This window comes from Paenibacillus psychroresistens (assembly GCF_009728935.1).
In the GTDB taxonomy this organism is placed as follows: Bacteria; Bacillota; Bacilli; order Paenibacillales; family NBRC-103111; genus Paenibacillus_AC; species Paenibacillus_AC psychroresistens.
Window position 1 is genome coordinate 2,728,863 of the sequence record NZ_CP034235.1, and the last position, 26,500, is coordinate 2,755,362.

A 26,500-nucleotide genomic window follows, 5' to 3' on the forward strand; every position below is an offset into this window, starting at 1 on the left:
CTATGAAAATTACGGATGTCCGAACCGTACTGTTGACCGGTCCATGTACGAATGACCCCTTTTTGAGCGAGGCCCGCAAACGGCGTAGTGCCGCTTTCATTGAAATTATTACCGATACGGAATTGGTTGGCATAGGTGAGACCTATATTGGCTATTTTTTCCCGGAAAGTGTGCCGGGGATTGTAGATTTCTTTAAGCCGATATTAATTGGCCAGTCCGTAGATAATATCGCTGAGCTATGGCGGCGGATGTATCATGCCGGCAATTTCTGGTGCAGGACCGGCATGGGTATTTCTGTGTTGAACGGCATTGAAGCCGCCCTCTGGGATTTAAAAGGTAAGATGACCGGACTTCCAGTTTACGAATTGCTGGGTGGAAGGAAGCATGATCGGCTTCCTTGTTACGCGACAGGAGGTCCGAGCAATTATCCTAAGGAAAAGCTTGCAGCCAAGCTCGACCATTATTTAAAACTCGGCTTCAAGGGAGTAAAGCTAGGCGTGGGATGTCTTGACTTGAGTAATAAAGGTTGGCATATGCCGCGGGCGAAACAGGAAATCGCTGAATTCGAGGCGGATAAGCTGGCATTCGTTCGTTCGCATATTGGGAAGGACATTCAGATCATGCTTGACGGACATATGGGGAACAGCTGGTTCAACACATGGGATTTGGATACAGCCACTACTGTATTGCAGGCATTGGAGCCCTATGATCTGCTGTTTTTTGAAGAGCCGCTTCATTATACGGATGCTGCGGGGTATGCCGAATTATGCCGCAGAACAACGATACCGATTGCCGGTGGAGAGTGTTTAACGGGCAGCGCCGAATGGAAGATGTTTACCGATTTGAGCTGCTTTGACATAGGGCAGCCGGACGCTTCCTTTACCGGAGGACTCGGTGAATTTATGAAGGTCGCAGCAATGCTTGAAGCGCGGGGGCGGAAAATAGCTACTCATGCATGGGGGGCAGGCGGCTGTCTTATGCAGAACATTCATTGTGCATTTGCATGCGGGAATACGTTAATTGTGGAAATCCCTCCGGATTACGCGGGCTTGCACAGTGACATTGTCCGGGATTCCTTTCGCATGGAAAACGGAGATGTGCTGCCGCCTGAGCAAGCAGGTCTAGGCATCGTGCTAACAGATAATGTCAAGATGAAGTATCCTTTTATTCCCGGAAGCGGAGAATTCAATTCCGTTCCTGGTAAAATACTGACGGATTAAAGCAAAATTAACTGGAGGAGATTATTCGATGCAGCATATTTTTTCGTTATCAGGCAAGGTTATTGTTATAACTGGCGGCAGTGGATTTCTGGGAACTACGCTTGTAGAAGCTATGGTTTCTTTCGGGGCGACAGTCGTTGTTGCCGACCGTACACCATTCCAAGGAACCGTTGAAGTGCCCGATCGTCTTTCTTTTGTATCCTGCGATGTTTCCGACACAGGCTCCATTCGCGAGATGCTTCATTGGACTAAGATGAACTTCGGTAAAATCGATGTATTGCTAAATGGCGCAACCTACGGTGCGGGATATGGTCCAGCTGGTACAATCGGGAGTATGTCGGATGAGGACTGGAGCAAAGGGCTTGACGGAGCAGCTGGAACTGTATTTCGTTGTACCCGCGAGGTTATCCCTTACTTCGAAGAAAACGGCGGCGGCAGTATTATCAATATTGCTTCTATGTATGGGATGGTTTCTCCTGATTCGCGTATCTATGGCGACAGCGGGGCAAATAATCCTGTTAATTATGGTGCGGGTAAAGCAGCTGTTATCCAGCTGACGAAGTATTGCGCAAGCCATCTCAGCGGGAAAAACATCAGGGTGAATTGTATTTCTCCTGGACCATTTCCAAATCCAAACGTGCAGCAAAATGACGACTTCCTTGAGCAATTAAACAGCAAAACAATGCTTGGCCGTACAGGTAAACCGAAAGAGCTGGTTGGTGCCGTAATTTTATTGGCATCAGAAGCCTCGAGCTTCATGACAGGTTCCAATATCATCGTTGACGGTGGCTGGACAGCTTGGTAGGCTAATGAAAAGCAATTATTAATTCGAAGTATGGCAACACCGGAATCTGTGAATTATGTAAAGCGGGGGCTTATTCAGATGACAGCGAATTGGTCGTTCAACAATACGGACAGAAGCGCAGTGCAGCAATTAGAGAAGTTTCTGCCTGCTAAAATATATGATATTCATGCCCACATTTACAGGGTTTCAGACTTGAACCTGTCGAAACCAAATTTATGGTCAAGCGGACCGCCGGATGTGTCCATTCCCATCTGGAAGGAACACATTTCGCGATTTTTCCCAGGCAAACAAGTAAGCGGAGGCCTTTTCTTCCCAGCCCCCACACCAATGGCAGATCTACGCGGAGAAAATGAATATCTGCTGGAACAGCTGGAACAAGAGCCGGACAGCAGAGGCTTGGTGCTTGTTACCCCCGATTTTTCACAGGAGGAGCTTTCTGCTTATTTGGATCACGGGCAGATTGTCGGATTTAAGCCTTATCACGTTTATAGCAGCGAGCGTCCTACCAATCAATCTTCCATACGCGGATTCTTCCCGGAATGGATGTGGAAGGCAGCTAATGAACGCAGCGGAATCATTATGCTTCATCTCGTTAAAGATATGGCAATAGCAGATCCAGCAAATCAGGCTGAAATTAAAGAAATGTGCAGGCGGTATCCACATGCAAAGCTTATTCTTGCCCATGCAGCCCGTTGCTTTCACGCGCCTCATGCTAAGGCAGGAATAGAAGCGTTAAGAGGTCTTGATAATGTTTGGTTTGACATGTCTGGAATTTGCGAGCCGGAAGCGATTAAAACGGTACTGAGACAATTTGGCCCTCGCAAGCTTCTTTGGGGGAGCGATTTCCCGATTTCAGAAATCAGGGGGAAATCCATTACAATAGGTGATGGTTTTCTCTGGATAGACTCGAATTTATGCGATATGGATAAATTGGGTTCGGCCCAACCAGTCCTTGTTGGGATTGAATCGCTCAGAGCTTTGCATCTCGCCGCAGATGATCTGGGACTAAATGCCAGAGACTGGAATGATATTTTCTATGCCAACGCGGTAAGGCTTCTTTCGTTGAAGGAGCAGCCAGGTAACTTGTTGAAGGAATTACATTTGCATAGCAAATCCCGCTTACCTGGCAGTGTGCCCCATCTGGGCAATAAGGCAGGAAACATGGAATCCAGCCCATGGCCGATTTATTTCAGTGAAGCCCGCGGCTGTGAGATTTGGGATATGGATGGAAAGCATTATTATGATATATCTTCAAACGGTATTGGTTCTTGTTTGCTGGGATACCGCGATGCCGATGTCACCAAGGCTGCAGTCCGCAGATTGGAGATGGGCAGTATATTTAACCCTCCAGATGAAGTGGAGCTGGCTGATCTTCTATGTGATATCCATCCCTGGGCGGAGCAGGTTCGATTCGTGCGTGGCGGGGAAGAGGCGCGTGAAGCTTCCATACGGATTGCCTGTGCGACAACAAACCATACTGTTATTGCAGGATGTGAATATCAAGGCTTGAGTGAAGAGTGTTCTTTTAAATATAATGATTTGCAGGGATTGCAGGCGATCATTGATCAATATGGTCCGAAGCTGGCAGCCGTGATTATGGAACCATGCCAAAACGGCGGTTTGGAGACTGACTTTCTGAAACAGGTGCGTGAGGCGACAAGCCGGTGCGGTGCACTGCTTATTTTCGACGAGACTTCAATGGGATGGCGCTTGAATTATGGCGGTGCGCATCTACAGCATAGCGTGCGGCCAGATATGGCTATTTTTGGCAATACGCTTGGTAACGGGCATCCTATTGGGGCGATAATCGGGACGAAAGCGGCTATGGAGGGTGTGCATGGCTTGTTTATCAGCCGTTTTGAAAGTATTTGTTCTGCCGAGGCAGCTGCTGCATTGCAAAAAATGGGGAAAATCGATGTTCCTGCACATGCTGCTAGAATCGGTGGCCGCGTGATGGAAAGCTGGCGTCGGAATGGGGAGAAACACAAGGTGCCCATAAATACCAGCGGCTACCCATCTATGGCCCATTTCAGCTTTCAGCATGGCGAAGCGGATAAGCTGCGGACACTATATATGCAAATGATGCTGGAAAGAGGGTTTCTGGCAGATATGTGGATTTATCCATCACTATCACATACAGAGGAGATTGCGGAAATGTACAATAAAGCAATCGATGAGGTTTTCGGGGAGATATCCAGTATTATTGCCTTGTGATAATTATGGTATAATAAATGTAATCGTTAACAACTATGGAATTTTTACTGTTAAACTGAAGTTAAAGGAGAAAACTAATGAAGACTGAAGATAAACAAGACGCAACAAAAGAGACTCCCTATTTTATCATCCAGTCACTGGATAAAACGTTGAATATTTTACAATGCTTTATTGATGAACGTTCTCCAATGGGTGTAAGCGAAATTGCCCGCAAAATGAGTCTGCATAAAAGTGTTGTACACCGTCTCCTAATGACGCTACAGACTCATGGATATTTGGAACAAGTTAAGAAAACGGAGAAGTATATGGTTGGCCCGAAAGCTTTCGAGCTCGGTTCCGTATTCACGAATTCGACCGACTTGGTAGACTCAGGAAAAAAAATATTGGTCGAATTGGTTGAGAAAACCGGGTTCACAGCACATCTCGCGATTCTCGAGAAAGATTCCGTCCTGTACCTAGTGAATGTCGAACCGGACCATCTTAAATATTTGTTTGGGGCGGTCGGACAACGAAGGGATGTTTATCATTCCGCTCTCGGCAAATGTCTGACAGCGTGGCTGCCTGAAGAACAAGTTATTAAGGTTATGGAAAAATGCACCTTCCAAAAATTCACAGAGAACACGATTGGATCCCTTGAACAGTTTCTGGAAGAATTAAAGCAGGTGCGGCAGGTTGGTTATGCTACCGATAAAGAGGAAAGAGCTTTAGGAGTCCATTGCGTTGGGGCCCCGGTAAGGAATAAGCAAGGGGATGTCATAGCTGCTATCAGCATAAGTGGATATGGAGTAACGGATGACAAATTAAATGAAATAAGCATGATAGTGAAAAGCTCAGCCGCTCAGCTGTCGCGGAGAAACGGTAATTTTGACCAATAAGAGTCTGATGCATTATGGAAGCCATCCCGCCTATTTGTGTGCGGTGATGGTTTCTTTTTCTTTTATTTACGCCGGAAACAATTTAAGCTATAATAACAGTGTAGTACATTAAGGTATAACGTCTCTTATTATGAGACGTTTAAAGGATGGTAAATGTGAAAGCAACTTGGGACGAAAACGGGGCGTCGGTTGAATTGCCGTTGACCCTGGGCACAGTTCAACTTGGAATGCCTTATGGGATAGCCAACCGGACCGGACAGCCTGATGAGGGGCATGCAAGCCGTATCTTGGATGCTGCAGTAAAGGGTGGTATTTCCAGCTTTGACACCGCAAATAAATATGGAAGTGCTGAAAAGGTATTAGGCGATTATTTTCATGACAAAAAAAAGCCACTGATCATTTCCAAGCTCTATCTAACTAAAGAAAATTGCACAACATTATCTGAGCTCGAGGAATTAATTGAATCTGGCGTGAATACTTCACAGGAGCAATTACGGATCGACCGCGTACCTGGAATGATGCTTCATTCACCGGATATTTTGGAGAAGTTTGGCGGAAAAGCCACCGAGCTCCTGCTAAATCAAGTGAAACGGGGGAATCTAGGGAAAATCGGAGTTTCGATAATGGACTTTGAGGTAAAGGGGTTCAATGAGATTTGGAAGGAGCTTCAGAAAGATTGTTTTGAAATCGTTCAGCTTCCGGTCAATGTGATGGATCAGAGAATGTTTGCATCCGGAGCCTATGAGAGGCTTAAGGATTCAGGAAAGCTGCTGTTTGCCCGAAGTATATTCCTGCAGGGTTTGTTTTTCCTGGCACCTTCAGACCTGCCTGAATCCCTGAAAGAGGCGGGGCCTTGGATAGAACGGCTCCGCGCTTTTGCAGAGTCGGAGAGCATGTCGGTCGCGCAATTGGCATTTTCGTATATTCACCATATGCCTGGTATTTTCAGTATCGTATTCGGAGCAGAGACACCAGAGCAGGTTAAAGACAATGTAGCCTTGTTGGATACCCATGAGCTGAGTGAGAGTACGGTTCGCGGGCTAAAGCAGACTTTTGCCTCTGTACCTGATTACATCATAACCCCGCTTCTTTGGAACCGGAGATAATCAAATTGGAGGGATTGCACTTGAACGGGAAAACAACAGGGAATGCTAACAGCAATCGGGAGCTGCGATTAGCAGTGTTTGGTATGGTAGAAGGCAACGGACATCCATATTCATGGAGCGCGATACTTAACGGATTCGATACTGAAGCAATGAAGTCTTGCCCTTACCCGGTGATACCGCAATATCTGGCGAGGCAGCCTGCTGAAAACTTCGGAATTGCAGGCGCCCGCATTACTCATATTTGGACAGATCGACCGGAGGATGCCTTGCATGTGGCCAAAGCATCCTTAATCCCGAATATCGTCAGCCGTCCCGAAGATGTAATCGGTGAAGTAGACGCGGTGATCATCCCGACGGACATTGGTGCAGAGCATGTGGAGCGGTGCCGGCCATTTATCGAAGCTGGCATTCCGATATTTATAGACAAGCCGCTAGTTGATTCGCAAGCCGACTTGCAGCAATTTAGCCGATGGGCAGCTAGCGGAGCACGTATTATGTCAACCAGTAGCATGAGGTATTGCAAGGAATTTATGCCATACCATATATCAACCCATAATTTAGGCGAGATCCGCTTTGCGACTGTGACAACCCCCAAGAGCTGGGAACGCTACGGCATCCATGCTTTGGAAAGCATCTATCCTATCTTGGGTCCAGGGTTTATATCCGTACGGAATACGGGAACGGTCGAGCGCAATATTGTCCATCTGAAGCATAGTTGCGGGGCGGATGTCATCATAGCTGCTATATCGGATATGTATGGAGCATTTGGAACACTTCAGCTATGCGGTACAGCCGATCAGGCAACTGCGATAATTAAAGATACATTCTATGCTTTCAAAAGCCAGCTTGCTGCCTTTATAGAATTTGTACGTTCCGGTGAGCTGCCATTTCCTTTCAGTGAAACACAGGAGTTGATGAAGCTGGTTATAGCAGGAATCCGCAGCAGAGAAGAAGGCGGACGTGAAGTGTTTCTCGAGGAAATTGTTACAGAGTAAATTTAAAATAACTTATAATAAAGGAGCTAAATCCACATGGGAATTTGGGATCAATTTTCATTAAATGACAAAGTGGTTGTTATTACTGGCGGTTCAGGATTATACGGCAAATGCATGACTATAGCCTGTGTTGAAGCAGGGGCGCGCACATATATCACAACACGGAATAAGGATGGTTTGAAGAAATTAGAGGATGAATATGCCGAGATGGGATTTGCCATTAGCGCGCTTTATATGGATCAGGAGAAGCCGGAATCAATTCGGGCTTTGCGTGAAACGCTTGCAGAACGGGAAGGCCGTTGCGATGTATTGGTGAACAATGCGGTTGCCCGAATGATGAAAAGCTACGACGACCCACTTGATGTGTTCGCTGCAAGCATGAATATCAATGCGACGGGATTGTTTGAAATCACCCGTGTTTTCGGAGATTGGATGGGTGAAAGAGGATCCGGTTCCATAATCAATATTGGTTCAATCCAAGGGATGATTAGCCCGGATGCAACGCTGTACGAAGGGTTGAATATGGACGGTTATATTCCTGACTATTCCTTTCATAAAGGCGGAATGATCAGTTTTACCCGATTCGCAGCCAGTTATTATGGTCGCCGCGGCGTTCGCTGCAACTGCATTTGTCCTGGAGGCATGATATCGGAAAAGGTGTCCGCTGAGTTTGTCAAACGGTACAGCGATCGAACGCTTCTTGGGAGAATGGCGGACAGCAGTGATATTGGGGGAAGCATTGTCTTTCTTGCCTCGGACGCATCTCTTTATGTTACCGGGGTTATCCTTCCAGTTGATGGCGGGTATATGGCAAAGTAACAAACTAAGCTACAAGGGGGTCTCACGTGCTTAAAGCAGCGGTCATTGGATTAGGGAAAATTGGGCTGATGTTTGATATAAACTCGAAGCAGGAAAAACCATCCAGTCATATTTTTGCCTACCGTCTCGAACCTGAAATTGATTTGGTTGCCGCAGTTGGAGTTCGCCAAGAGCAAGGAGACTATCTTCAGAAGGCTGCTCCGGAGGTCAGGTTTTATTTGGATATGGCTACTATGCTGGCCAACAATAAATCGGATATCATTAGCATTTGTACTCCTCCGACAGTACGATTGGAGCTGATTCGGAGCATTCTGGAAATATCGAAGCCGCGTGTCATATTTTGTGAAAAGCCTGTGGCCAGCAGCATAGAGGAAGCCAAGGAACTCCATACTTTGCTGCAAAGCTATGACTGTCTGCTGATTCCCAATCTATCAAGAAGATGGAATAAAGGGACAACTAAGGTCCGCCAAGCAATTAAAGAGCAACAATTCGGAAAATTAGAAAAAATTCACCTGCGCTACACGCGGGGAATTTATAATACAGGGTCACACCTCTTCGATCTCGTCCGTTTTTTTGCCGGAGATATTGATAATGTAAGAGTAATCGAGCAAGTTTCCACATCAATAAATCCGGATTCAGATCCATCCTATTCGTTTACGTTTACGGTTGGTGACCAGATCACTGGCTTTGCAGAAGCTTTTGATGACCGCAATTATATTCTTTTTGAATTGGATTTGTATTTTGATAAGGGCAAGATTGAGATTGTGCGTGCAGGTGATGAAATTCGTTATTACTCGACAGGGATTGATCCATTATTTATGGGCTTTCAAAGCTTGCTTTTGAGCCACAAGGATGAAAATTTGTTAAAAGACAGCAGCAATATCCAGAATGCAGTTAAACATATTGCCGACTTGCTGGAGAACGATGCGGAACCGGTCTGTACGTTGGAGGATGGAATCTATCCGCTATATGTTGCGGAGGCATTGATCAAATCTTACCGAAATAACGGATCTGTAGAAAAAGTGGCTTCATCTTAAAGTAGCGTGTGACGGGTTAATTAATCTTTATATGACATTTGGCAAACCGCCCCTCATCTTTTTAAGATAGGGGGGCGGTTTGTTACGTTATTCATTAAATAGCGGTGTTCGTTTTTATTTTACTTTGCCTTTGCACGGAGTATAATAATTTATGACAATCATCAGTTCAAACTAAACAAGAAATATGGAGTGAATAAATCATGCAAATAGCTATTATTGGATATGGTCATGTAGGCAAAGCTATGCATCAAATTTTCCCTGGTGCGGCTGTATATGATGAAGGGTTGAATATCGGAAATAAAGCTGATTTGCTTGATTCCCATATTGCATTTGTTTGTGTGCCAACTCCGATGCTGCCGAACGGTGAATGCGATAGCTCCATTGTTGAAGAGGTAGTAGGGTGGATTGATGCTGAAGTAATCGTACTTCGATCAACAGTCCCTGTAGGCTTTACTACTTATTTGCAGGAAAAAACGGGCAAACGTATTGTGTTTCAGCCAGAATATTATGGTGAAACAGTTGATCACCCTTTTGCAGATTTAGGTAGTAGAAAGTGGATTACACTTGGTGGTTCACCGGAGGATATTGCTGTAGTAGTTGGTGTTTATCAGAAAGTACATAACGCAGAATTGAAAATAATGACCTCCGATGCGAAAACAGCAGAGCTTGCCAAATATATGGAAAATTGTTTTTTAGCTTTAAAGGTTACTTTTTGCAATGAATTTTATGATATTGCTCAAGCCCATGGCATTCAGTACCATGAGCTCCGTGAACTATGGCTGGCCGACCCGCGAATGGGGCATAGCCACACCTTTGTATATGAAGACGATCGTGGATTCGGTGGGAAATGCCTGCCCAAGGATGTGAATGCATTAATTGCCTTAGCTGATAAAAAAGCCGTAAATGTCGACTTAATGAAGACCATTTTAGCAAAAAATAATGGATTGCGGAATGATTATTGACGGATTGAGCTAAACAGAATATACTAATAGACGTCATTTAGTGAGAATTATTCTCAACGGAATAGAAATAATGTATGCAGTTGGAAAAGAGTTCGATCCTAACATGAAGCTAAAATCACGATTTATCATTCGTATACTGGCTCTTCTATGGCTTGTTATTTTTATCGCCATTACTTGGGCGTGGTTTGATAAGCAAGAGCTAGCTCAGCTATGGCATAAGCTAGCAATGCAGCCGTATTGGCTGCTTTTTATGTTTTTCATGTATTTAACCTCTTTCATACTAAAAGCTGAAGCATGGCGCAGATATGTGGAGCCGCGCGAGCCTTTGCGGGTATATTTTCATGGACTAATTTATAGCTTGCTAGTGAATCATTTATCTCCGCTTAAAGTAGGAGACTTGGTCAGAACAGGTGTTTTGATGAAAGCTACGGGTAAAACCTGGGACGATGCGTTACATTCGGTTGCTGCAATGAGATTATTGGATTTATTCATCTTGGGGTTATTTGCAGGTGTGGGTACAGTATGGTTTGGCCTTGAGGCATCTTGGCTCTGGATTTTCTTACTGTTATTTGGTGTAATTGTAGCTGGGTTTGGTTATAAAATGATTGGCATCAAGCGACTCCCCTTCCTACAGAAGCATCTAAGTTATTTAAATGCTACGTTGATCTCAAGTAAAGGACGAAGCATTCTTGCTTTAGTTGCTGTTAGCTGGATATGTGAAGCAGGTGTGATATATGGGGTTATTCAAATACTTAAGCTGCATCTCCCATTCATCTCGATGATCTGGGTGAACAGCATCACAATAGCTGGGCAGGTTTTTCACATTACGCCTGGAGCAATTGGGACTTACGAGAGCACATTGAGCGGCTCGTTGGTTGTGCTGGGGATCGACTGGAAAGATGCCTATGCTGCTGCTATTCTCTCGCATGGATTTAAATTTATATTCTCATACAGTTTGGGGTTGTATAGCTTCATTCGCATGCCGATTAAATGGAATGAAATTAAGCTATGGTTTACCCATAAAAAAGGAGTTTAGTTATGAAACAGGTTTCTACTTTTGAGATTATTGCTGCGCGTTGCTGGAATTTATTAAATGAAGGCAAGCCGTTTACCCCGATTTTTGTGCTGGGTGTGTTCCTGCTTTATCATTTACAGGCATGGACGGATGGCAGCTTTTGGAGTTCAGCGGGGATGGGGCTGCTGATGATCCTGCCATTACTAGCCATTTATTATTGCTTTGACTTCCCGCTTATGCTGCGCAACTATCTTTGGTTGCCCTTAATAGCAGCGATGTTAATTTGGGATTATGCTGATTTGAAATTGTATTATCTGGCATTAGGTTTGTTTTTTTTCTTTACGATCTATTTCTGGGGCACATTTTATTATCATTTGCGGATTGGGACAAGCTGGTGGAATTTTACGCGGTTTTGGAAGCTAGTTTTGAAGAATAGTGATTCTACTAGTGGCAATGCTGCCGAACAAATGCCGAAGTTTCTATTATTGCTGTTTATTTGGCAACACTTTTATACGAATTTTCAGGTTATGGGAATTTCAGATAGCTTCACTTCAGAGATCCTTTGGCCGCTTGTGATTTTTACAGCCTGTGTATGGTTATACAGCTATGTGCTGCATAAAAATTTGTTTGATTGGAAGCCGTCGGAAACGGAAGGCTTTACGAGTAATGCTCCTATGCAAAAAACGGCAGCTAACGAGAAAGTAATTGTTATTGTCATAGATGGGATGCGTAAAGATCGTTTTGAAGAGGCAGACGCACCTTTCTTGAAGAATCTTAGAGCCAATGGAACGGAATATACTCAAATGGAAACGGTATATCCGGCAAGAACGGTCGTTTGTTTCTCTTCGATGTTTACCGGTACTTACCCGCGTGAGCATGGGATTCGCTCGAATATGGTTTGGAGCTTGGGAATCAAGGTCGAGAGTATTTTTGACTCGCTGCGCAAGGTTGGGAAAAAAGGCAGGCTGTTAGCCATCGCACATTTAATTGATGCAATGGGTGATGATGTCGAGAGTATAACGGCAGTTATGCATAATGATTTGGCAGATTTAAAAATTATCGAGCGAGCGAAGAAGATAATGGAGGAACAAAATCCAGACTTCCTAGTAGCTCAGTTGATTGCTACCGATCAGACGGGTCACAGTCGCGGAGCGTTATATGGTGAATATCGCGAGAAAATTGAAGAGGCTGACAAGCTGATTGCGGAGTTTGTAGGCTGGCTTGAAGCTCGCGGCATGATGAAGAATACAACATTAATGATATGTGCGGATCATGGGCAAGCGGATGGAATTGGCGGGCATGGACATCTGGACGAAGGGGAGCGTTATGTGCCTTTCTTCCTCCATGGACCTACGATTAAACAGGGACTTCGTGTCGATGAGAAGCAGTCGCTTATCTCCGTAGCCCCAACTGTAGCCTATTTATTGGGTGCTCCTTATCCAAGCCATAGTCGCGGACCTGTTCTCGTTGAGGCAATGAAATCACATGAATAAACAAAAATTAATTGTTTTTATGCCCGCACATAATGAAGCTGAGAATATTGCTGAGGTAATCGCCCGCGTACCGCGTAATTTTCATCCGGATTATTCCGTAGAGATTGTCATTATTGACGATGGATCGACAGATAATACGGTAGCTGTAGCCCGAGCAGCAGGTGCTGATCACATTGTGTCTTTTGCTGAGAATCGTGGTTTAGGCGCTGCAGTTCGCGAAGGTTTAGCTGCATGCTGCAGACTGGGAGCAGACATAGGTTTGATGATTGATGCAGACAATGAATATCCGCCTGAGCAAATTCCAGATGTAATTGCACCAATCATCGCGAACCAAGCGGATTACACCTTTGGCTCACGGTTTAAAGGTCAGATTCAAGGGATGAAGCTGCATCGCAGATTAGGCAATTATTGCTTTACTCTATTGCAAATGCTGCTGCTTCGCCGTTGGATTTATGATGGTCAATCTGGGATGCGCGGTTTCTCTAGAGAAGCTATGGAGCACGCAGAGATTAATCATGATTATAATTACGCACAAGTATTAACGTTGAATTTGGTAAGACAAGGCTTCAGGCTGCAAGAAGTAGCCATTTCTTATCAGGTGAGGACCAAAGGCCAATCTTTTATCAAATTTCATGCCTATGTGACTTCGGTTCTTCCGGCGATCTACAAAGAAATGAGGCGACCTGTCCGCAGGAAAGCCAAGAGATTGTCCCCAGCCTTTCTGAGAAGAGGAAAGTAAATGCAATATAAAGCTGCGAAGATCGGGATGGTGCTGTTTGCTCTAGCTATCTTGATTAGCTCGATTTATATAAGATTTGCCTATGCAAGCCCATTTGCCCGTTCGTGGGATGAGGTGGATTTTGCATTGGCATTAAAACGATATGATTTGCTAGCGATGCAGCCGCATTTCCCGGGATATCCTTATTTCATTCTTGGCGGTATGCTAGTTCATTCTTGGGTCACAGATCCGATAAAAGCATTAGCCTTCTTTAACACGTTGATGACAATTAGCTCGATTATTCCAATCCTACTTTTGGTGCGGAGGTATACGGATTCTTGGAAGGGCCTCTTATTTGCAGCTCTTCTTTTGACAAGCCCAAGCTTATGGTTGATCTCTGTACAACCGATGTCAGAAGGAGCAGGGATTGCAATTGTTTGGTGGTTCCTTTGGAGCATTCGCGAAGCTTTAGGACATATATCTTCGAAGGCGTGGGCGTTGTTGCCGCTTTTTCTATTTGGTCTACTAATGGGGATCCGCGTCTCGTTTTTTCCTTTTGGTCTTGGAATTATCTTATTATGGGTAGCACAATATAAACAAAGCACGAAATCTACACTGTCAAAATGGAGCTGCATAGTAAGCCAGCTAATTATTGCGGGGGGCTTCCAGCTCATCTGGGTAGCAGGAATTACCTTTGCTGAAGGCGGTCCAGTAGGTTTTTTTAAGCTATCCATGGCTTTCATAAAAGGCCATTTCACAGATTGGGGCGGTGGAGTTACTTCATCTTCAGTACCACTTGGAAGCAGAATTGTGCGTTTTTTTGCGGATAATTTTTTCTGGAACTCGCTTTTTGGCCATTCTTTTATGGTAGGGTTTTTCCTATTGCTTTGGCTTGTTGTGATTGGGATTGCAGTTTGGGGGATTAAGCCAATTAAGTTTAGTCAACTAATTGTAGAGGCCATCCATAAACCAAACGGACAATTTATTATCGGATTGATAATCTGTCTAGGATTCTATACAGGATGGGCCTTATTTGGACAAAATATTGAAAAACCTCGCCACATTGCTCCCATTGTAGGTCCGCTACTATTATTGATGTTTCTATTAGCTTTTAGAATGGCTGCTATTATAAGAGATACTCAGCTTCGGCATAATCACATTAAAAAAACGCTGCATGCATTTATTTATTTAATTTTAATTGGTTTGATAACCACACAGCTTTTTTATGGAACCAAGCTGCTGCAGCGGCAAGCGGAGGAGCTGCCTGCGGTCTATCAGCTTAATCATTATCTCAGTGAACAAAAGGAACCATTCATTCTATACACTTGGGAAGAAACTAGAGTCCTGCAATATTTAACAGCTAAGTATGAGCATAAACAAATTTTAACTTATGGTTTTTTCAAGGCAGAAGCGGCTGCTCAAACCAATCGACGTGTACTTGTAACGGATCATGTGCTGAAAGGTTTTGAATTGCAAACAGGGGTATCTTTGCGTGCTCATGTTAAGCTGCTTGAACGCTTTAGCTCGGATTCTATGTTTGAACCGGCTTATTATGATATTGATCTTTATGAATGGATTGTAAATTCATAGAATGTTCACAAATGGCTGATTATTATTCTCAATTAGTGATTGACTCTTAAACTGAGAACGATTATCATTATCCCTGCAAGGAAATTAAAAGCTTGAGGTGCTGCAATGAAACGATGGTTACAGATGAGTTTGCTTGTTGGTTTAATTGCTCTATTTATCGCACCAGCTCAAATCAACGCTTACTCTTACGGAGATGCGAATGAGGAAGATGTTGCTGAGACCTTTAAGCTAGTGAATGCAAGCTTGAGCGAGCCGACTCCTAATTGGAAGGCAGCAGAAGAAGCGTACAAGGTGAGAAGAGCGGAATTAACTTCACATTTTGGTGATAAGGTTACGGCTACATTGGATCATGATTTTGAAATCAAGGATGCTCCATTGACCATTTCGAACTTCAAAGCTGTTCTTGTCATGAACTTGGAACGCCGCTTTTCGAACGCAAAGGTTGTTATCAAGGACTACCCGAGTGCTAAAGTGCTGTTAGCGAAAGCCAAGGCTACTTTTGATACACTAGCGCCCTATATAAGTGCTGATGTAAGTGCAAGTAACCAAGCTTTTGAAGATGCATTAGATTCATTAGGCAACCCTGGGTTGTTCGGAGTTGGAAAAAAAGCTGTAGAGCCTGAAGTGTTCGCACAAAAGGTAGATAGTATTTATAATTTTGCGAAGCCATTATTTGTTTATAAGGCGTACATAAAGCCGGTAGCAACAGCAAAGCCAACAGCAAAACCAACGGTTAAGCCAACTCCGGTACTAACAGCTACACCAACAATAGCTCCTACATCAGAAGTGAGTGCAAGTCCGACTCCGACTCCAACAGCTACACCTGTGGCATCCGATACGGTTGCTTCAGCAACACCGACACCTGTGGTATCAGCAGAACCAACGCCAGAAGCTACAGTGGCGGCTGAGACACCGGGAATAGAAAGTATCGCTCCTAGTCCAGATAATGCTGATATTGGGGATGCAACTAAAGAAGCACATGCACCTATGGAACAATCAGACAAAACCAACTCTTCAGTTACAATTTTCTTAATTGGTGGAGTCATAATCATTGGTGGCGGCTTTGTATGGTTTGCTAAGAAAAAGAAATGGTTTTAAAAAAAATCAGCTATAGGGAGAGATTATGAAATGCGTAAATTTTTATCCGTATTATTAAGTGCTTCATTGGTATTATCGTCTTTAGTAATGTTTGCATCAGCAGTTGGTGCAGAGTCGAAGTTTAAGATTACCGAAGATCCTGCTATCGCAGCAAGCGTTAAGGCTTATGTAGACATCAAGCAAGCGCTTAAAGATAAGAAGCCTCTTACTGAAATTAAAGCAACGTATGAATCTGTATTCCAAGCCGATGTAAAACGTCTTGATGCAGCTATTAAAGTCGAAGATCCTAAAATTGACGAGAATATTACATTTATTCTTGATGGCGCAATTGAGGGTAAATTAGAATACCTACAAGCTAACGAAGCTATTCAAAAAGGTATCCTTTGGTATTATTATTTCTTCATTCGTGATCTAATGTCCAAGTCTGTAAAAGTGTCCATGACTAGCGGAGATACTGCAGCAGCTAAGGTACAATTTGATAAAGTTGTTCAGGTTTATGAAAATGTGTTCCTAGCTTCAGCAACTAGTCGTGATACGCAATTCAAAACAACTATGGTTGAGAATTTAAAGGCTTCCATCGAGTTAGTTCAAAAAGATATCGCGGACAGTAACTTGAAAGACTTTAATATTCACCGTCAAATTTTGGATAAAACATTGATGAAGTTTTTTGCACTAGCAACTTATAACTATGCAGGTAAGCTTCCAACTGTGCCTGTAGCAGATATTCAATATGAAATGACAGAAGCATACTTGCTTTTCATGCCGATTTACAGCTACTTTAAAGTAGGAAGCCCGGCAGATGCAGAATATGTTAAAGAAGTATTTGGTTCAGGCGACATTACTAAAGTAGATAAGACTAAATTAGGATTGGCTATACAACGTATGATGATTGGCAAGGTATCCGAGTATTTAACAGGTGCCATTACTAAACTGGATGCAAAAGATTTGGAAGGCGCTCGTGGTACAGCAATGGAAGGTATCATGTTCGTATCTACACAAGAAGTTTTCCTTGGTCCTGAGAAATATGCAGCCGTTTCTGTTGTAGCTGAAAAATTCCGCGAAGCAATTGATAACAGCAATGCTGCAGAAGCTCGTAAGCTGAGCCAAGAAATCACTGCATATTTGGTTGGAACAGATGGCTTGAAATTAACAATTAATTCAACTCTATATCAAGTTGATGGTGTGGATTTTACAGCTGCTGCAGCACCATATGTTAACTATCTAACTAATCGTACTTTGGTACCTGTTCGTTTGATCAGCGATGCATTGCTAGCAGATGTTAGCTATGATGTAGCAACTAAAACAGTGAAAATTGTTAAAGATGGCAAAACTACTGAGCTTAAAGTGGGTTCAGATCAAGTTATTCAAGACGGTAAAGTAAGTGAAACAGTGAAATTAGATCAGCCTGTTCTGATCAAAAATAACTCTTCCTTCATTCCACTACGTGCGATCGTTGAGCTATTTGGTAAAAAAGTATTTTTTAATAATGGTGAAATCAACGTCCTTCGTTAATCGTCATTCATACTAATTGCAGATGACACTTGTACCCTTGGTTGGGTGCAAGTGTTTTCCATGCTAAAGAATTGGGGATAGTTTCATGGATTTGCAGGCATTTTTGATTACCTTTCGCGAAGCGCTGGAAGCTATCCTGATAGTGGGTGTGATCTTAACTTATCTTACTCGAATTGAGCAAGCAAGCTGGCATAAATGGGTATGGGTTGGCGTTGTATTGGCACTTATTGCTAGCTATGGAGTAGCACTCGCTTTTCAAGTAGTTTTTACAGGCTTTGGCAGTATGGGCAATCAAAATTATTTAAAAATAGGGATCATGATCGTTTCGACAGGCTTACTTACACATATGATTCTATTTATGAATAAACAAAGCAATGATTTTCAAGGAAAAGCCCAGAGTAAAATTGCCGCTATTCTCACGGTTGGCGGAGCGATCAATATGGTGCTTCACTCCTTTTTAGTTGTAGTGAGAGAAGGCGTGGAAACTGTTTTCTTCTTTGCAGCGATTACAGGAGGGAATATTCAGCAGGCCTTGCAAAGCTGGGGGGCTTTACTTGGATTAGTTCTCGCTTTAATTGTTGGATATATTTTCTTTAAAGGTGCAAAGAGAATCAAGCTAAGCAGCTTTTTCAGAGCAACTAGTGTTTTGTTGGTGCTGATTGCAGCTGGATTATTAGTACAAGCAGTTGGCATTATGCAAGATATTGGTGTAATGGGAAGCTTGTATAAAACTCCTGGCGGCGAAATTGGCGAGGTCTACAATATAACGGCGCTAATGCCAGAGCATCCAACGGATGAGATACATTACATCCGAGATACCGGTCATCATCCTTTAATCAATGGGCAAATTGGTTTGTTCATGAAAGCCTTTTTGGGGTATACGCAGAATCCTTCAGTAGAAGAGTTTCTTCTCTATTGGTTTTATTTTCTAGTTGTTTTTATTCTAGTAGGTATCCAAAAGAAACGGCACGAAAAACGGCTAAATGCAGCAATTGATAAAGAGGCGAGTATCTAAAAAACATAAAATTTATTTGCTGTTTCCTTAGGGAGACAGCTTTTTTTATTGAAATGCTTGTGATAAAATTAAGTTTAGAAAGGAGGTATAGTTATGAGTGAGAAACTATTAATGCAAATTTTAGATAAAGTTAGTAATATTGAGACGAAAGTTAATACTATTGAGGAAAAAGTTAATATTTTAGAGACGAAAGTAAGTAATATTGAAATGAAAGTTAATATTATTGAGGAAAAAGTTAGTGCTTTAGAGACGAAAGTAAGTAATATTGAAATGAAAGTTAATATTATTGAGGAAAAAGTTAGTATTTTAGAGATGAAAGTAAGTAATATTGAAATGAAAGGTAGTACGTTAGAGACAAAAGTAAGTAATATTGAAGTGGAACAATTACATTGTAAACAAGCCTTATTTGAAATTCATCAAATGGCATTGGAAACGAACGCTGCGGTTAAGCGGATCGAGATTATTCAAGAACAACAGCATCGTATTATTGATTTACTTTCCACGCGCTCGATTGAGCATGAAGCCACGTTAAAACGCATCAAATAATAACAGCTAAAGCCAACGGAAGCACCGGGACTTTGCTTTTATTTCTTAATTTTGTCTTTCGCCCTTCTACATAACTATGAAATAATGTATATGGTATTTAGTAAAACAGTGCATGTTAATAGCTAAGACTCTCGTTTAAAATGAAATTATGAACCAATGATTTCTAGAGAGGTGTTAACCATGCGAAATGAGATAGTTAAAACGGATATTACGGTTATCGGCGGAGGCCTTGCCGGTGTTTGTGCTGCAGTAGCAGCAGCTCGTTTAGGACAAACGGTGGCTTTGGTGCAGAATAGGCCTGTTCTAGGCGGCAATTCAAGCAGTGAGGTTCGTGTTTGGGTTTGCGGAGCAACGGGGCATGGAGTTAATCGTTATGGTCGGGAAACAGGAATTATGGGTGAAATGTTTGTTGAGAATCAATATAGAAATCCTGAAGGAAATCCTTACTTGTGGGATCTTGTTGTACTAGAAACGGTGCTTGCTGAGAAGAATATACAGCTTTTTTTTAATACAGATGTGCATGAAGTAGAGGCATATGGGGATGAGCTTGATCGTAAGATAAAGTCCGTCACGGGATGGATGATGGGTTCGGAGCGAAGTATACTTTTTGAAAGCGAAATGTTCCTTGATTGTTCTGGTGATGGGTTGGTCGGATTTTTAGCTGGAGCGAAATACCGAATAGGCCGTGAGGCGAAACACGAATACAACGAAGATTGGGCACCAGAAATAGCGGATGATATCACATTGGGGAGCACGATTTTATTCTATACTAAAGATACAGGGCGTCCTGTTCGCTATATTCCTCCGAGCTTTGCTAAAGATATTACGGAAACATCGATTCCGCTTAAACGCGTTATTCGCAGTGGAGACTCGGGCTGTCATTACTGGTGGATCGAATGGGGCGGCGAATTAGATACCGTTCATGAGAATGAACGAATCCGTGACGAGCTTTGGGCAGTCATTTACGGTATCTGGGATTATATTAAGAATTCCGGCAAGTTTGATGCCGACAATATGACTTTGGAGTGGGTGGGTTCAATCCCTGGGAAACGGGAATTCCGTCGCTTCATTGGTGATTATGTGCTAAGTCAAAATGATATTATTGCCCAGGTACCTTTTGAAGATCGCATTGCTTTTGGCGGCTGGTCAATCGATCTTCATCCTCCACAAGGGATGTATTCGACGGAAAGCGGCTCCAAGCATTTGCACGCGGACGGCAACTATCATATTCCGTTTCGTTCTCTGTATTCAGTAAATGTTTCTAATCTAATGTTCGCCGGTCGGAATATTAGCGCAACACATGTCGCATTCGGTACGACAAGGGTAATGGCGACTTGTGCCGTAATTGGAGAAGCAGCAGGAGCTGGAGCGGCATTAAGTGTTAAGCATCATACTACACCTCGGGAGATTTATCTTAAGCATATGGCAGAGCTCCAGCAAGTAATGCTTCGTCAGGATGCTTCTATTATCGGTTTAAGTAATCAAGATGACCAAGATCTAACAAGGCTCGCATCCGTATCTGCCTCAAGTGAGTTTAGAGAACTGGCTGTAACACAAGCATCAGAGGCATTTCTATTATCTAATGACATAGGCTTACTGCTCCCAATCAGCAGTGAAATCTCAAAAATTGCTTTTTTAATCGATGCTTCTGCCGAAACCAAACTAGAGGTTGAATTATGGGATACTGGAAGGTTTGAGAATTATGTTCCGCATCAGCTTCAGGTGCAAGCATCCGTTGATGTGAATGTGGCTGAAAAACAGTGGGTAGAGCTTGATCTAGCTTGGAAGACTGCGACACCACAAAATGCGTTTATAATTATTAAAGCAAATAAGGGGATTAGTCTACATTTATCTCATACACCTCTAACGGGTGCGATTTCTTTTACAAAAGAAGATACATCGCATGTTTCTAAGGATTTAGAGGACCATGAACCAGATCAGCCAGTAGTTAAGTGGAGTATGAAAAAAATTGTTCGCAAACCACTTTGCTTCAGGATTTACCCAGAAACGCAAGCATATTCAGCAGATAAGGCAATAGACGGTTTTTTACGTCCTTATGGCGGACCCCATCAATGGATGTCACATTCGCTAAGTGAAAACGGAGAACAATGGCTCGAGCTGCAATGGACGGACAAAGTTACGATAAAAGAAGTTCAAATTACGTTCAACGATGATGTGAATGAAGATTTGATTAACCTGCATCATCATCGTACATCATTTGACATCATGCCTGAGCTAGTCAAGAGCTATCGCATCGAGACTTGGATAAATGGAGGTTGGGCAATCCTATTCCAGGAGACAGACAATCGGAAAAGGACAAGAAGACATTCACTTGAAAATCCGGCCACGTCAAATCGGTTGCGTATCGTTGTAGAATCAACCAATGGAAGTGATTTCGCAGAAGTGGTTGAGATCAGAGTATATGGAGTTTAGATGAAGTATAAACAGCAGTCAGGTGGAGGTTCATTCCATTCTGACTGCTTTTGTAGTATTATCTTGTGAACAATGACTTTTAGATGAGCAGGTGTTTATTAAAAATGTCGATCAAGCATAATTTATTTAAAACACTTCGCGGAAAAATTATTTTATCTTTGCTTGTATTGATTATTCTTCCTGTTATTTTTATAGTATACAACTTCTATATTTCGACCAAGGATATTGTTCAATTGCAGCTGTATCAAGTGAATCAAGCGGCAGTTGATCGTAAAGCTGCCTCGATGGATGAGCTGGCTACCCGCATCGTCAATGCTTCTAATCTGATTATGAACGATCCGGATATGGAGAAGTTTTTAAAGGAAACGGATGATTGGACAAGCAATTACTTGGCATTTAAAAGCTTTACCTATTTTCAGACGAAAATATCTAATGTCCAAGAATTGTTATTTTTAGGCAGTGATGCTTATTTAACACTATATGACAACCGCGACTACATGTATTCACCGTTGGCGGCTGTGAAAAAAATGCGTCCAGGTGAACTTGCGACGGAACCTTGGTACCAGCCAACTTTACAGCTGAATGGGTATAATTACTGGTCTTTTTACAAGACAATTCGTGAAGATGATGGTCGAACTCAGAATCAGTTAGTTATGACTAGACAGCTCAATAGTGATCGGCAAAGAGGCTATGGGATGATTTATATCGGTATTCCTACAGCTTTGTTTTTCTATAACGACACGGAGCTGCATAATCAACTGACATCAGGCATCCACAGTCTTGTAATAAATGAGGACAAAGTAATGCTTGGTCAAGTGACTTCAATAGGCGCTGCAGCTGAATCTTTATTAAGCCATACAGTTACTGGTGACAATGGAATTAAGACGATTACACTGGAAGGTGAGGAATATCTAGTCAATGATGCTTATATTCCACAGTTAAGCTGGAAGCTGGTTCAGCTGATCAGTCAAAAAGATTTTGTGGCGCAATTAAGTCTCGAAAAGAACAAAACGATTATCTGGGTGATGGTATGGTTCGTTTTATTTGCGATTGCTTTTATTGTCCTTATGATTCGATTTACAGGTCCGTTTAAGCGTCTAGTTAAATCAATGAATCAAGTAGGTAAAGGTGAGCTCAATACGACCGTATTAATTAAAGGTGAAGACGAAATCGCTATATTAGGAAAAAACTTTAATAAAATGGTGCTGCATTTGCAGGAGCTTATTGAGAATTTGTCCATCGAGCAGCAACGAAAACAAAAAGCGCAATTCCAAGCTCTGCAGGCGCAAATTAATCCACACTTTCTGCTGAATACGTTGAATTCGATTAAATGGATGGCAATCTTGTCAGGGTCCGAGCATGTCAGCGAGATGATTTCGAAGCTTGGCAAGCTCTTAAATTTTACAATGAAGAATGAGGAAGAATTCGTCACACTTCGTGAGGAGCTCGACTATTTACAGGTTTATATGTCACTCCAGGAAATTCGCTATCATGATCAAATTAGTATTGTCATTGAGGTTCCAGAAAGCCTGATGGATTGTGAGCTATTGAAGTTCACGCTGCAGCCTGCAATAGAGAATAGTATTATTCATGGCAATCGCTTCCCGCTTCAGATTGAAATTCATGCTGAAGAGAAAGCAGGCAAGCTATTGATTACTTTGCAGGATAATGGGGTCGGAATGAGCGAAGAAACCATTCAGTTGGTTAAATCGCAATTAACTCAACCAAATGCTAAATATAGTGGTATTGGGATTAGGAATGTGAATGAACGGATTAAACTTCATTTTGGTGTACAATACGGCATTCAAATTTTCAGTCAAATAGACCAAGGCGTACGCATCATTTTGGAGCTGCCGCTGGTAAGGAGAGAAGCAAATGATTCGAATATTGATCGTAGATGATGAGATTCTCGTCCGAATCGGCTTGAAAACAATTATCCCAATGGGTGACGATGGTTTTGAAATTATTGGTGAAGCGGCTAACGGTCGGGAAGCTCTGGATATTCTGGAAGCTCAGCCATGTGAAATTGTGTTGACTGATATTCGTATGCCCGGTATGGACGGACTTGAGCTGCTCAAGCAGATTCGTGAACGTTGGCCAGCGATTAAGTGCCTCATATTGTCCAATCATGACGATTTCACTTATGTGCAGCAAGCACTTCGGCTAGGAGCAATCGAATATATCATCAAGCTGGCGATTGATCCTTCCGAATTAATGCTTAAGCTTCGCAGTATCAAGCAGCAGCTGCTGTTAGAGCAGCAAAAGATAAGCGATGTGGTTCAATTGGAATTCAAGGTCAATCAATATGGACGTGAGGTGAAGGAGAAGCGGCTTCGCGAGCTTATGCTGGGGCAATGCTCAAAGCGTGAGATTGAAGCTGTTTTTAAGGAATTTCGGATTCAAGCTTTTCATGCTCCAATATCTATTATTAATGTTCAAATCGAATCCTATGAGGATCTAATAGCTAGCAACCGTTTCCAGAGTGAACGGCTGCTGCATTTTACCGTGCAAAATGTGATTGCTGAAATATTAAAAAAATATGGAAACGGCGAGCTAGTCGAAATGGAAAACGGTAAATTTACAATTATCAAAGATGAGTTAAATATAGAAATGCTGCAGGAAATGCAAAGTGCAGTCTCGACGTTTCTCAAGTTATCCATCGGTTTCGGAGTTTCTCCGAGATTTGCAGATGTATATGAACTCTACCAAGCGTACGAAAAAGCGGAAGAATCGCTTAACTACCGGTTCTACTTGGGGCGTGGCTGTATTGTACAATACGAGCAGGTGCCAGAGTCGGATGATACTTTGTCCGAAGCCTGGCAGGAGGATGACTGGATAAAAAGGATTGACGAACAGAATGAACCTGCGATGCGCCAAGCTCTAAGTGAATGGACACTAGCTTCTTTAGCAGAAGCAAGGGTTCGTCCTTCGGTGCTGCGTGAGCAATGGGTGCGGTTGTTAAGTATATTTGCCCGTTGTCTTAAAGCGGAGGGCTGTGATATTTATTCGGTCACACTGCATAAAGGAAAGTATCCGTATCATGTCATTCGCCGCTCGGAAACCTTGCAGGATTTGACGGATTGGTTCATAGGTTGGATTCCGCTATATTTGCAATATAAGCGACAACACAGCAAGCAGAAGCTAAGAACAGAAATTCAAGCCGTTATTCAATCCATACTCGAACATTACAATTTGCCGTTAAAGGTGAGTGAGCTAGCGGCCAAGGTTGGGTTTACGGAAAATTATTTAAGCATTCTATTCAAGAAAGAAACAGGTGAAACAATCACGGATTATATGATCCATGTGCGAATGAAAAAAGCGCGCGATCTATTGAAAAATCCAGATAACAAGATTTATGAGATATCCGAACAAATTGGTTATACAGATCCGAATCATTTTAGCCGAACCTTTAAACAAATTGAGGGAATGTACCCAACAGAGTTTCGCAAGCTTTATTTGGGCAAGGCTCAATAGTGTTGAACTTCATAGAATTATGCAGACTTTAGCATGATTAAGCTGTTCTCTTAAAGCTGGATTTCATCTACGATTTAAGTAATCTTAAAGCGCAATTAAGATCACTCAATCAGAGAAGGGGATGGCAAAATGAAAAAAATTATCGGAGTTAGCTTTTCAATTGTACTTGCAGTTAGCGTGTTTTTAAGTGGATGTGGGAGCAGCGGAGACAAGAAAGTGGAGGAATCGACTGCGGCTGGAGCAACGAACGCTCCAAGTTCAGCAGCATCAACTAGTCCAGAAGCAGGCAAGCCTGTTTCATTAAAATTCTGGGGAGGCGTTCCACCTGAGAGCGGTCCGCAAAGTGCAGTGGATGCGTGGAATGCGGCTAATCCCAATATAAAAGTGGAATATGTGCGTTATGTGAATGACGATACCGGCAACCTGAAATTAGAGACAGCATTGCTATCAAATACGGATTCACCAGATATTTATATGACATATGGAGATGACAAAATAACTAAGCGGATGCAATCTGGAATGGCTGAGCCATTGGACGATTTAATCGCTGCAACTGGTTTTGATGTAGAAGGAATTATTGGCGCAGCGAATATCAAGAAATTTCCGGATGGCAAATACTATTACTTGCCTGCAAATAAGAACATTGGCTCCGTGCTTTTCAACAAAAGCGCATTAGATGAAGTTGGCGAAAAAATACCAACGGAATGGACATGGGACGAGTTCAGTGCTCTTGCGACAAAGCTGAATAAAGGCGAACGCAAAGGAACCATGCTGGACCCTCAGCTATCTTGGTTTGGAGACACCGTGCTGCAAACGTCCAAACCGGCCGATTGGCAAATTGCTGAGGACGGCAGTTCGAATTATAACAGCCCTGCTATGAAGAAAGGCTTAGAGCTGCAAAAAAATCTTGAGGATTCCGACGTCATGATTAAATATGCGGAAGCTGTTGCTGGTAAGCTGACGGTGCAAAATGAGCTTTTGACTGGAAAAGCTGCAATGGTTGCCTCAGCCATTTACATTATTCGTTATATTAAAGACATTAAAAGCTTCCCACATGATTTTCAGATTGCTTTTGCTCCTTATCCGCAATATGAAAAAGGTGGAAACGTGAACCCAGGCGGCGGTATGGGTGACTATATGTCCATTAATAAGAACAGTGCAAACAAAGAAGCCGCAATGAAATTCGTCAGCTGGTATTTGCAAGAGGGCAACATGTCAATGGTACCTGGAGGACGGATTCCAAGTAACAAAAAAGCAGATACTGCTAAGATCGCTTCCTTGCTAATTGGCGATGCGGGTAATTTAATTGATCAAGAATCGTTGCAAACTATGCTTTCTGGCAGCTTCACAAACCCTACAGGTTACAATGTTCCAGCACCAACGGAGCTGAAACAGATTTTCAAGGACGAAATGGAGAAATACTTGCTTGGAGCTCAGACTATCGATAAAACACTTGAAACCATGAAATCGCTTGCTGACACAACCATTAAGAGCGTTAAGAAATAAATGTGTTTGCTCCAAATTAATCAATAGTTAACTATCCTCTGGCTGAAATTCATGCCAGGGGATTTTT

At 42.7% G+C, this 26,500-nt stretch carries 21 protein-coding genes; all 21 read left to right on the plus strand.

What is annotated here, in order from left to right; all coding sequences use genetic code 11:
* Window positions 1-2: 2 nt before the first annotated feature.
* Window positions 3-1,220 carry a mandelate racemase/muconate lactonizing enzyme family protein gene (locus EHS13_RS12195; RefSeq protein WP_155700613.1) on the plus strand — a complete coding sequence of 406 codons (1,218 nt, stop codon included), beginning with the start codon at window positions 3-5 and terminating at the stop codon, window positions 1,218-1,220.
* Between the two features lie 28 nt (window positions 1,221-1,248).
* Entirely contained in the window at window positions 1,249-2,025 is a 777-nt protein-coding gene (locus tag EHS13_RS12200; protein WP_155700614.1) for an SDR family oxidoreductase, read from the plus strand.
* Window positions 2,026-2,103: 78 nt separating this feature from the next.
* On the plus strand, window positions 2,104-4,239 hold the full coding sequence (locus EHS13_RS12205; RefSeq protein ID WP_162463082.1) for an aminotransferase class III-fold pyridoxal phosphate-dependent enzyme: 2,136 nt from the start codon (window positions 2,104-2,106) through the stop codon (window positions 4,237-4,239).
* 77 nt (window positions 4,240-4,316) lie between these two features.
* Window positions 4,317-5,114 (plus strand): IclR family transcriptional regulator, encoded by a 798-nt coding sequence (locus tag EHS13_RS12210; protein WP_155700616.1) that lies wholly within the window; start codon window positions 4,317-4,319, stop codon window positions 5,112-5,114.
* 155 nt (window positions 5,115-5,269) lie between these two features.
* A complete protein-coding gene (locus EHS13_RS12215; protein ID WP_162463083.1) occupies window positions 5,270-6,220 on the plus strand; it encodes an aldo/keto reductase in 951 nt (316 codons plus the stop codon).
* A gap of 20 nt (window positions 6,221-6,240) precedes the next feature.
* Entirely contained in the window at window positions 6,241-7,215 is a 975-nt protein-coding gene (locus tag EHS13_RS12220) for a Gfo/Idh/MocA family oxidoreductase (RefSeq protein ID WP_227013909.1), read from the plus strand.
* A gap of 36 nt (window positions 7,216-7,251) precedes the next feature.
* Window positions 7,252-8,034, plus strand: a complete 783-nt coding sequence (locus EHS13_RS12225) for an SDR family NAD(P)-dependent oxidoreductase (RefSeq protein ID WP_155700618.1) — start codon at window positions 7,252-7,254, stop codon at window positions 8,032-8,034.
* Window positions 8,035-8,060: 26 nt separating this feature from the next.
* The gene (locus tag EHS13_RS12230; protein WP_155700619.1) at window positions 8,061-9,071 is read left to right on the plus strand and encodes a Gfo/Idh/MocA family protein; all 1,011 of its coding nucleotides are present in this window, start codon (window positions 8,061-8,063) and stop codon (window positions 9,069-9,071) included.
* Window positions 9,072-9,271: 200 nt separating this feature from the next.
* A complete protein-coding gene (locus EHS13_RS12235; RefSeq protein WP_155700620.1) occupies window positions 9,272-10,033 on the plus strand; it encodes a Rossmann-fold NAD(P)-binding domain-containing protein in 762 nt (253 codons plus the stop codon).
* Between the two features lie 103 nt (window positions 10,034-10,136).
* Window positions 10,137-11,069 carry a lysylphosphatidylglycerol synthase transmembrane domain-containing protein gene (locus tag EHS13_RS12240; protein ID WP_162463084.1) on the plus strand — a complete coding sequence of 311 codons (933 nt, stop codon included), beginning with the start codon at window positions 10,137-10,139 and terminating at the stop codon, window positions 11,067-11,069.
* A gap of 2 nt (window positions 11,070-11,071) precedes the next feature.
* Window positions 11,072-12,541 carry an alkaline phosphatase family protein gene (locus EHS13_RS12245; protein ID WP_155700622.1) on the plus strand — a complete coding sequence of 490 codons (1,470 nt, stop codon included), beginning with the start codon at window positions 11,072-11,074 and terminating at the stop codon, window positions 12,539-12,541.
* On the plus strand, window positions 12,534-13,280 hold the full coding sequence (locus EHS13_RS12250; protein WP_155700623.1) for a glycosyltransferase family 2 protein: 747 nt from the start codon (window positions 12,534-12,536) through the stop codon (window positions 13,278-13,280). The genes EHS13_RS12245 and EHS13_RS12250 overlap by 8 nt, the downstream gene beginning before the upstream one ends.
* The gene (locus EHS13_RS12255; protein ID WP_155700624.1) at window positions 13,281-14,849 is read left to right on the plus strand and encodes a nucleoporin-interacting protein; all 1,569 of its coding nucleotides are present in this window, start codon (window positions 13,281-13,283) and stop codon (window positions 14,847-14,849) included.
* Between the two features lie 105 nt (window positions 14,850-14,954).
* Window positions 14,955-15,947 carry an LPXTG cell wall anchor domain-containing protein gene (locus EHS13_RS12260; RefSeq protein WP_155700625.1) on the plus strand — a complete coding sequence of 331 codons (993 nt, stop codon included), beginning with the start codon at window positions 14,955-14,957 and terminating at the stop codon, window positions 15,945-15,947.
* Window positions 15,948-15,977: 30 nt separating this feature from the next.
* Window positions 15,978-17,459 (plus strand): stalk domain-containing protein, encoded by a 1,482-nt coding sequence (locus tag EHS13_RS12265; protein WP_155700626.1) that lies wholly within the window; start codon window positions 15,978-15,980, stop codon window positions 17,457-17,459.
* Window positions 17,460-17,544: 85 nt separating this feature from the next.
* Window positions 17,545-18,474 (plus strand): FTR1 family iron permease, encoded by a 930-nt coding sequence (locus EHS13_RS12270; protein ID WP_155700627.1) that lies wholly within the window; start codon window positions 17,545-17,547, stop codon window positions 18,472-18,474.
* A gap of 93 nt (window positions 18,475-18,567) precedes the next feature.
* Window positions 18,568-19,020: a hypothetical protein gene (locus EHS13_RS12275; protein ID WP_155700628.1), complete on the plus strand. Its 453-nt coding sequence runs from the start codon at window positions 18,568-18,570 to the stop codon at window positions 19,018-19,020.
* Between the two features lie 180 nt (window positions 19,021-19,200).
* The gene (locus tag EHS13_RS12280) at window positions 19,201-21,453 is read left to right on the plus strand and encodes an FAD-dependent oxidoreductase (RefSeq protein ID WP_155700629.1); all 2,253 of its coding nucleotides are present in this window, start codon (window positions 19,201-19,203) and stop codon (window positions 21,451-21,453) included.
* 104 nt (window positions 21,454-21,557) lie between these two features.
* Window positions 21,558-23,354, plus strand: coding sequence for a cache domain-containing sensor histidine kinase (locus EHS13_RS12285; protein ID WP_162463085.1), 1,797 nt, complete (start codon window positions 21,558-21,560; stop codon window positions 23,352-23,354).
* Window positions 23,329-24,927 carry a response regulator transcription factor gene (locus tag EHS13_RS12290; RefSeq protein WP_155700631.1) on the plus strand — a complete coding sequence of 533 codons (1,599 nt, stop codon included), beginning with the start codon at window positions 23,329-23,331 and terminating at the stop codon, window positions 24,925-24,927. The genes EHS13_RS12285 and EHS13_RS12290 overlap by 26 nt, the downstream gene beginning before the upstream one ends.
* 129 nt (window positions 24,928-25,056) lie before the next feature.
* Window positions 25,057-26,433, plus strand: coding sequence for an ABC transporter substrate-binding protein (locus EHS13_RS12295; RefSeq protein WP_155700632.1), 1,377 nt, complete (start codon window positions 25,057-25,059; stop codon window positions 26,431-26,433).
* Window positions 26,434-26,500 lie beyond the last annotated feature (67 nt).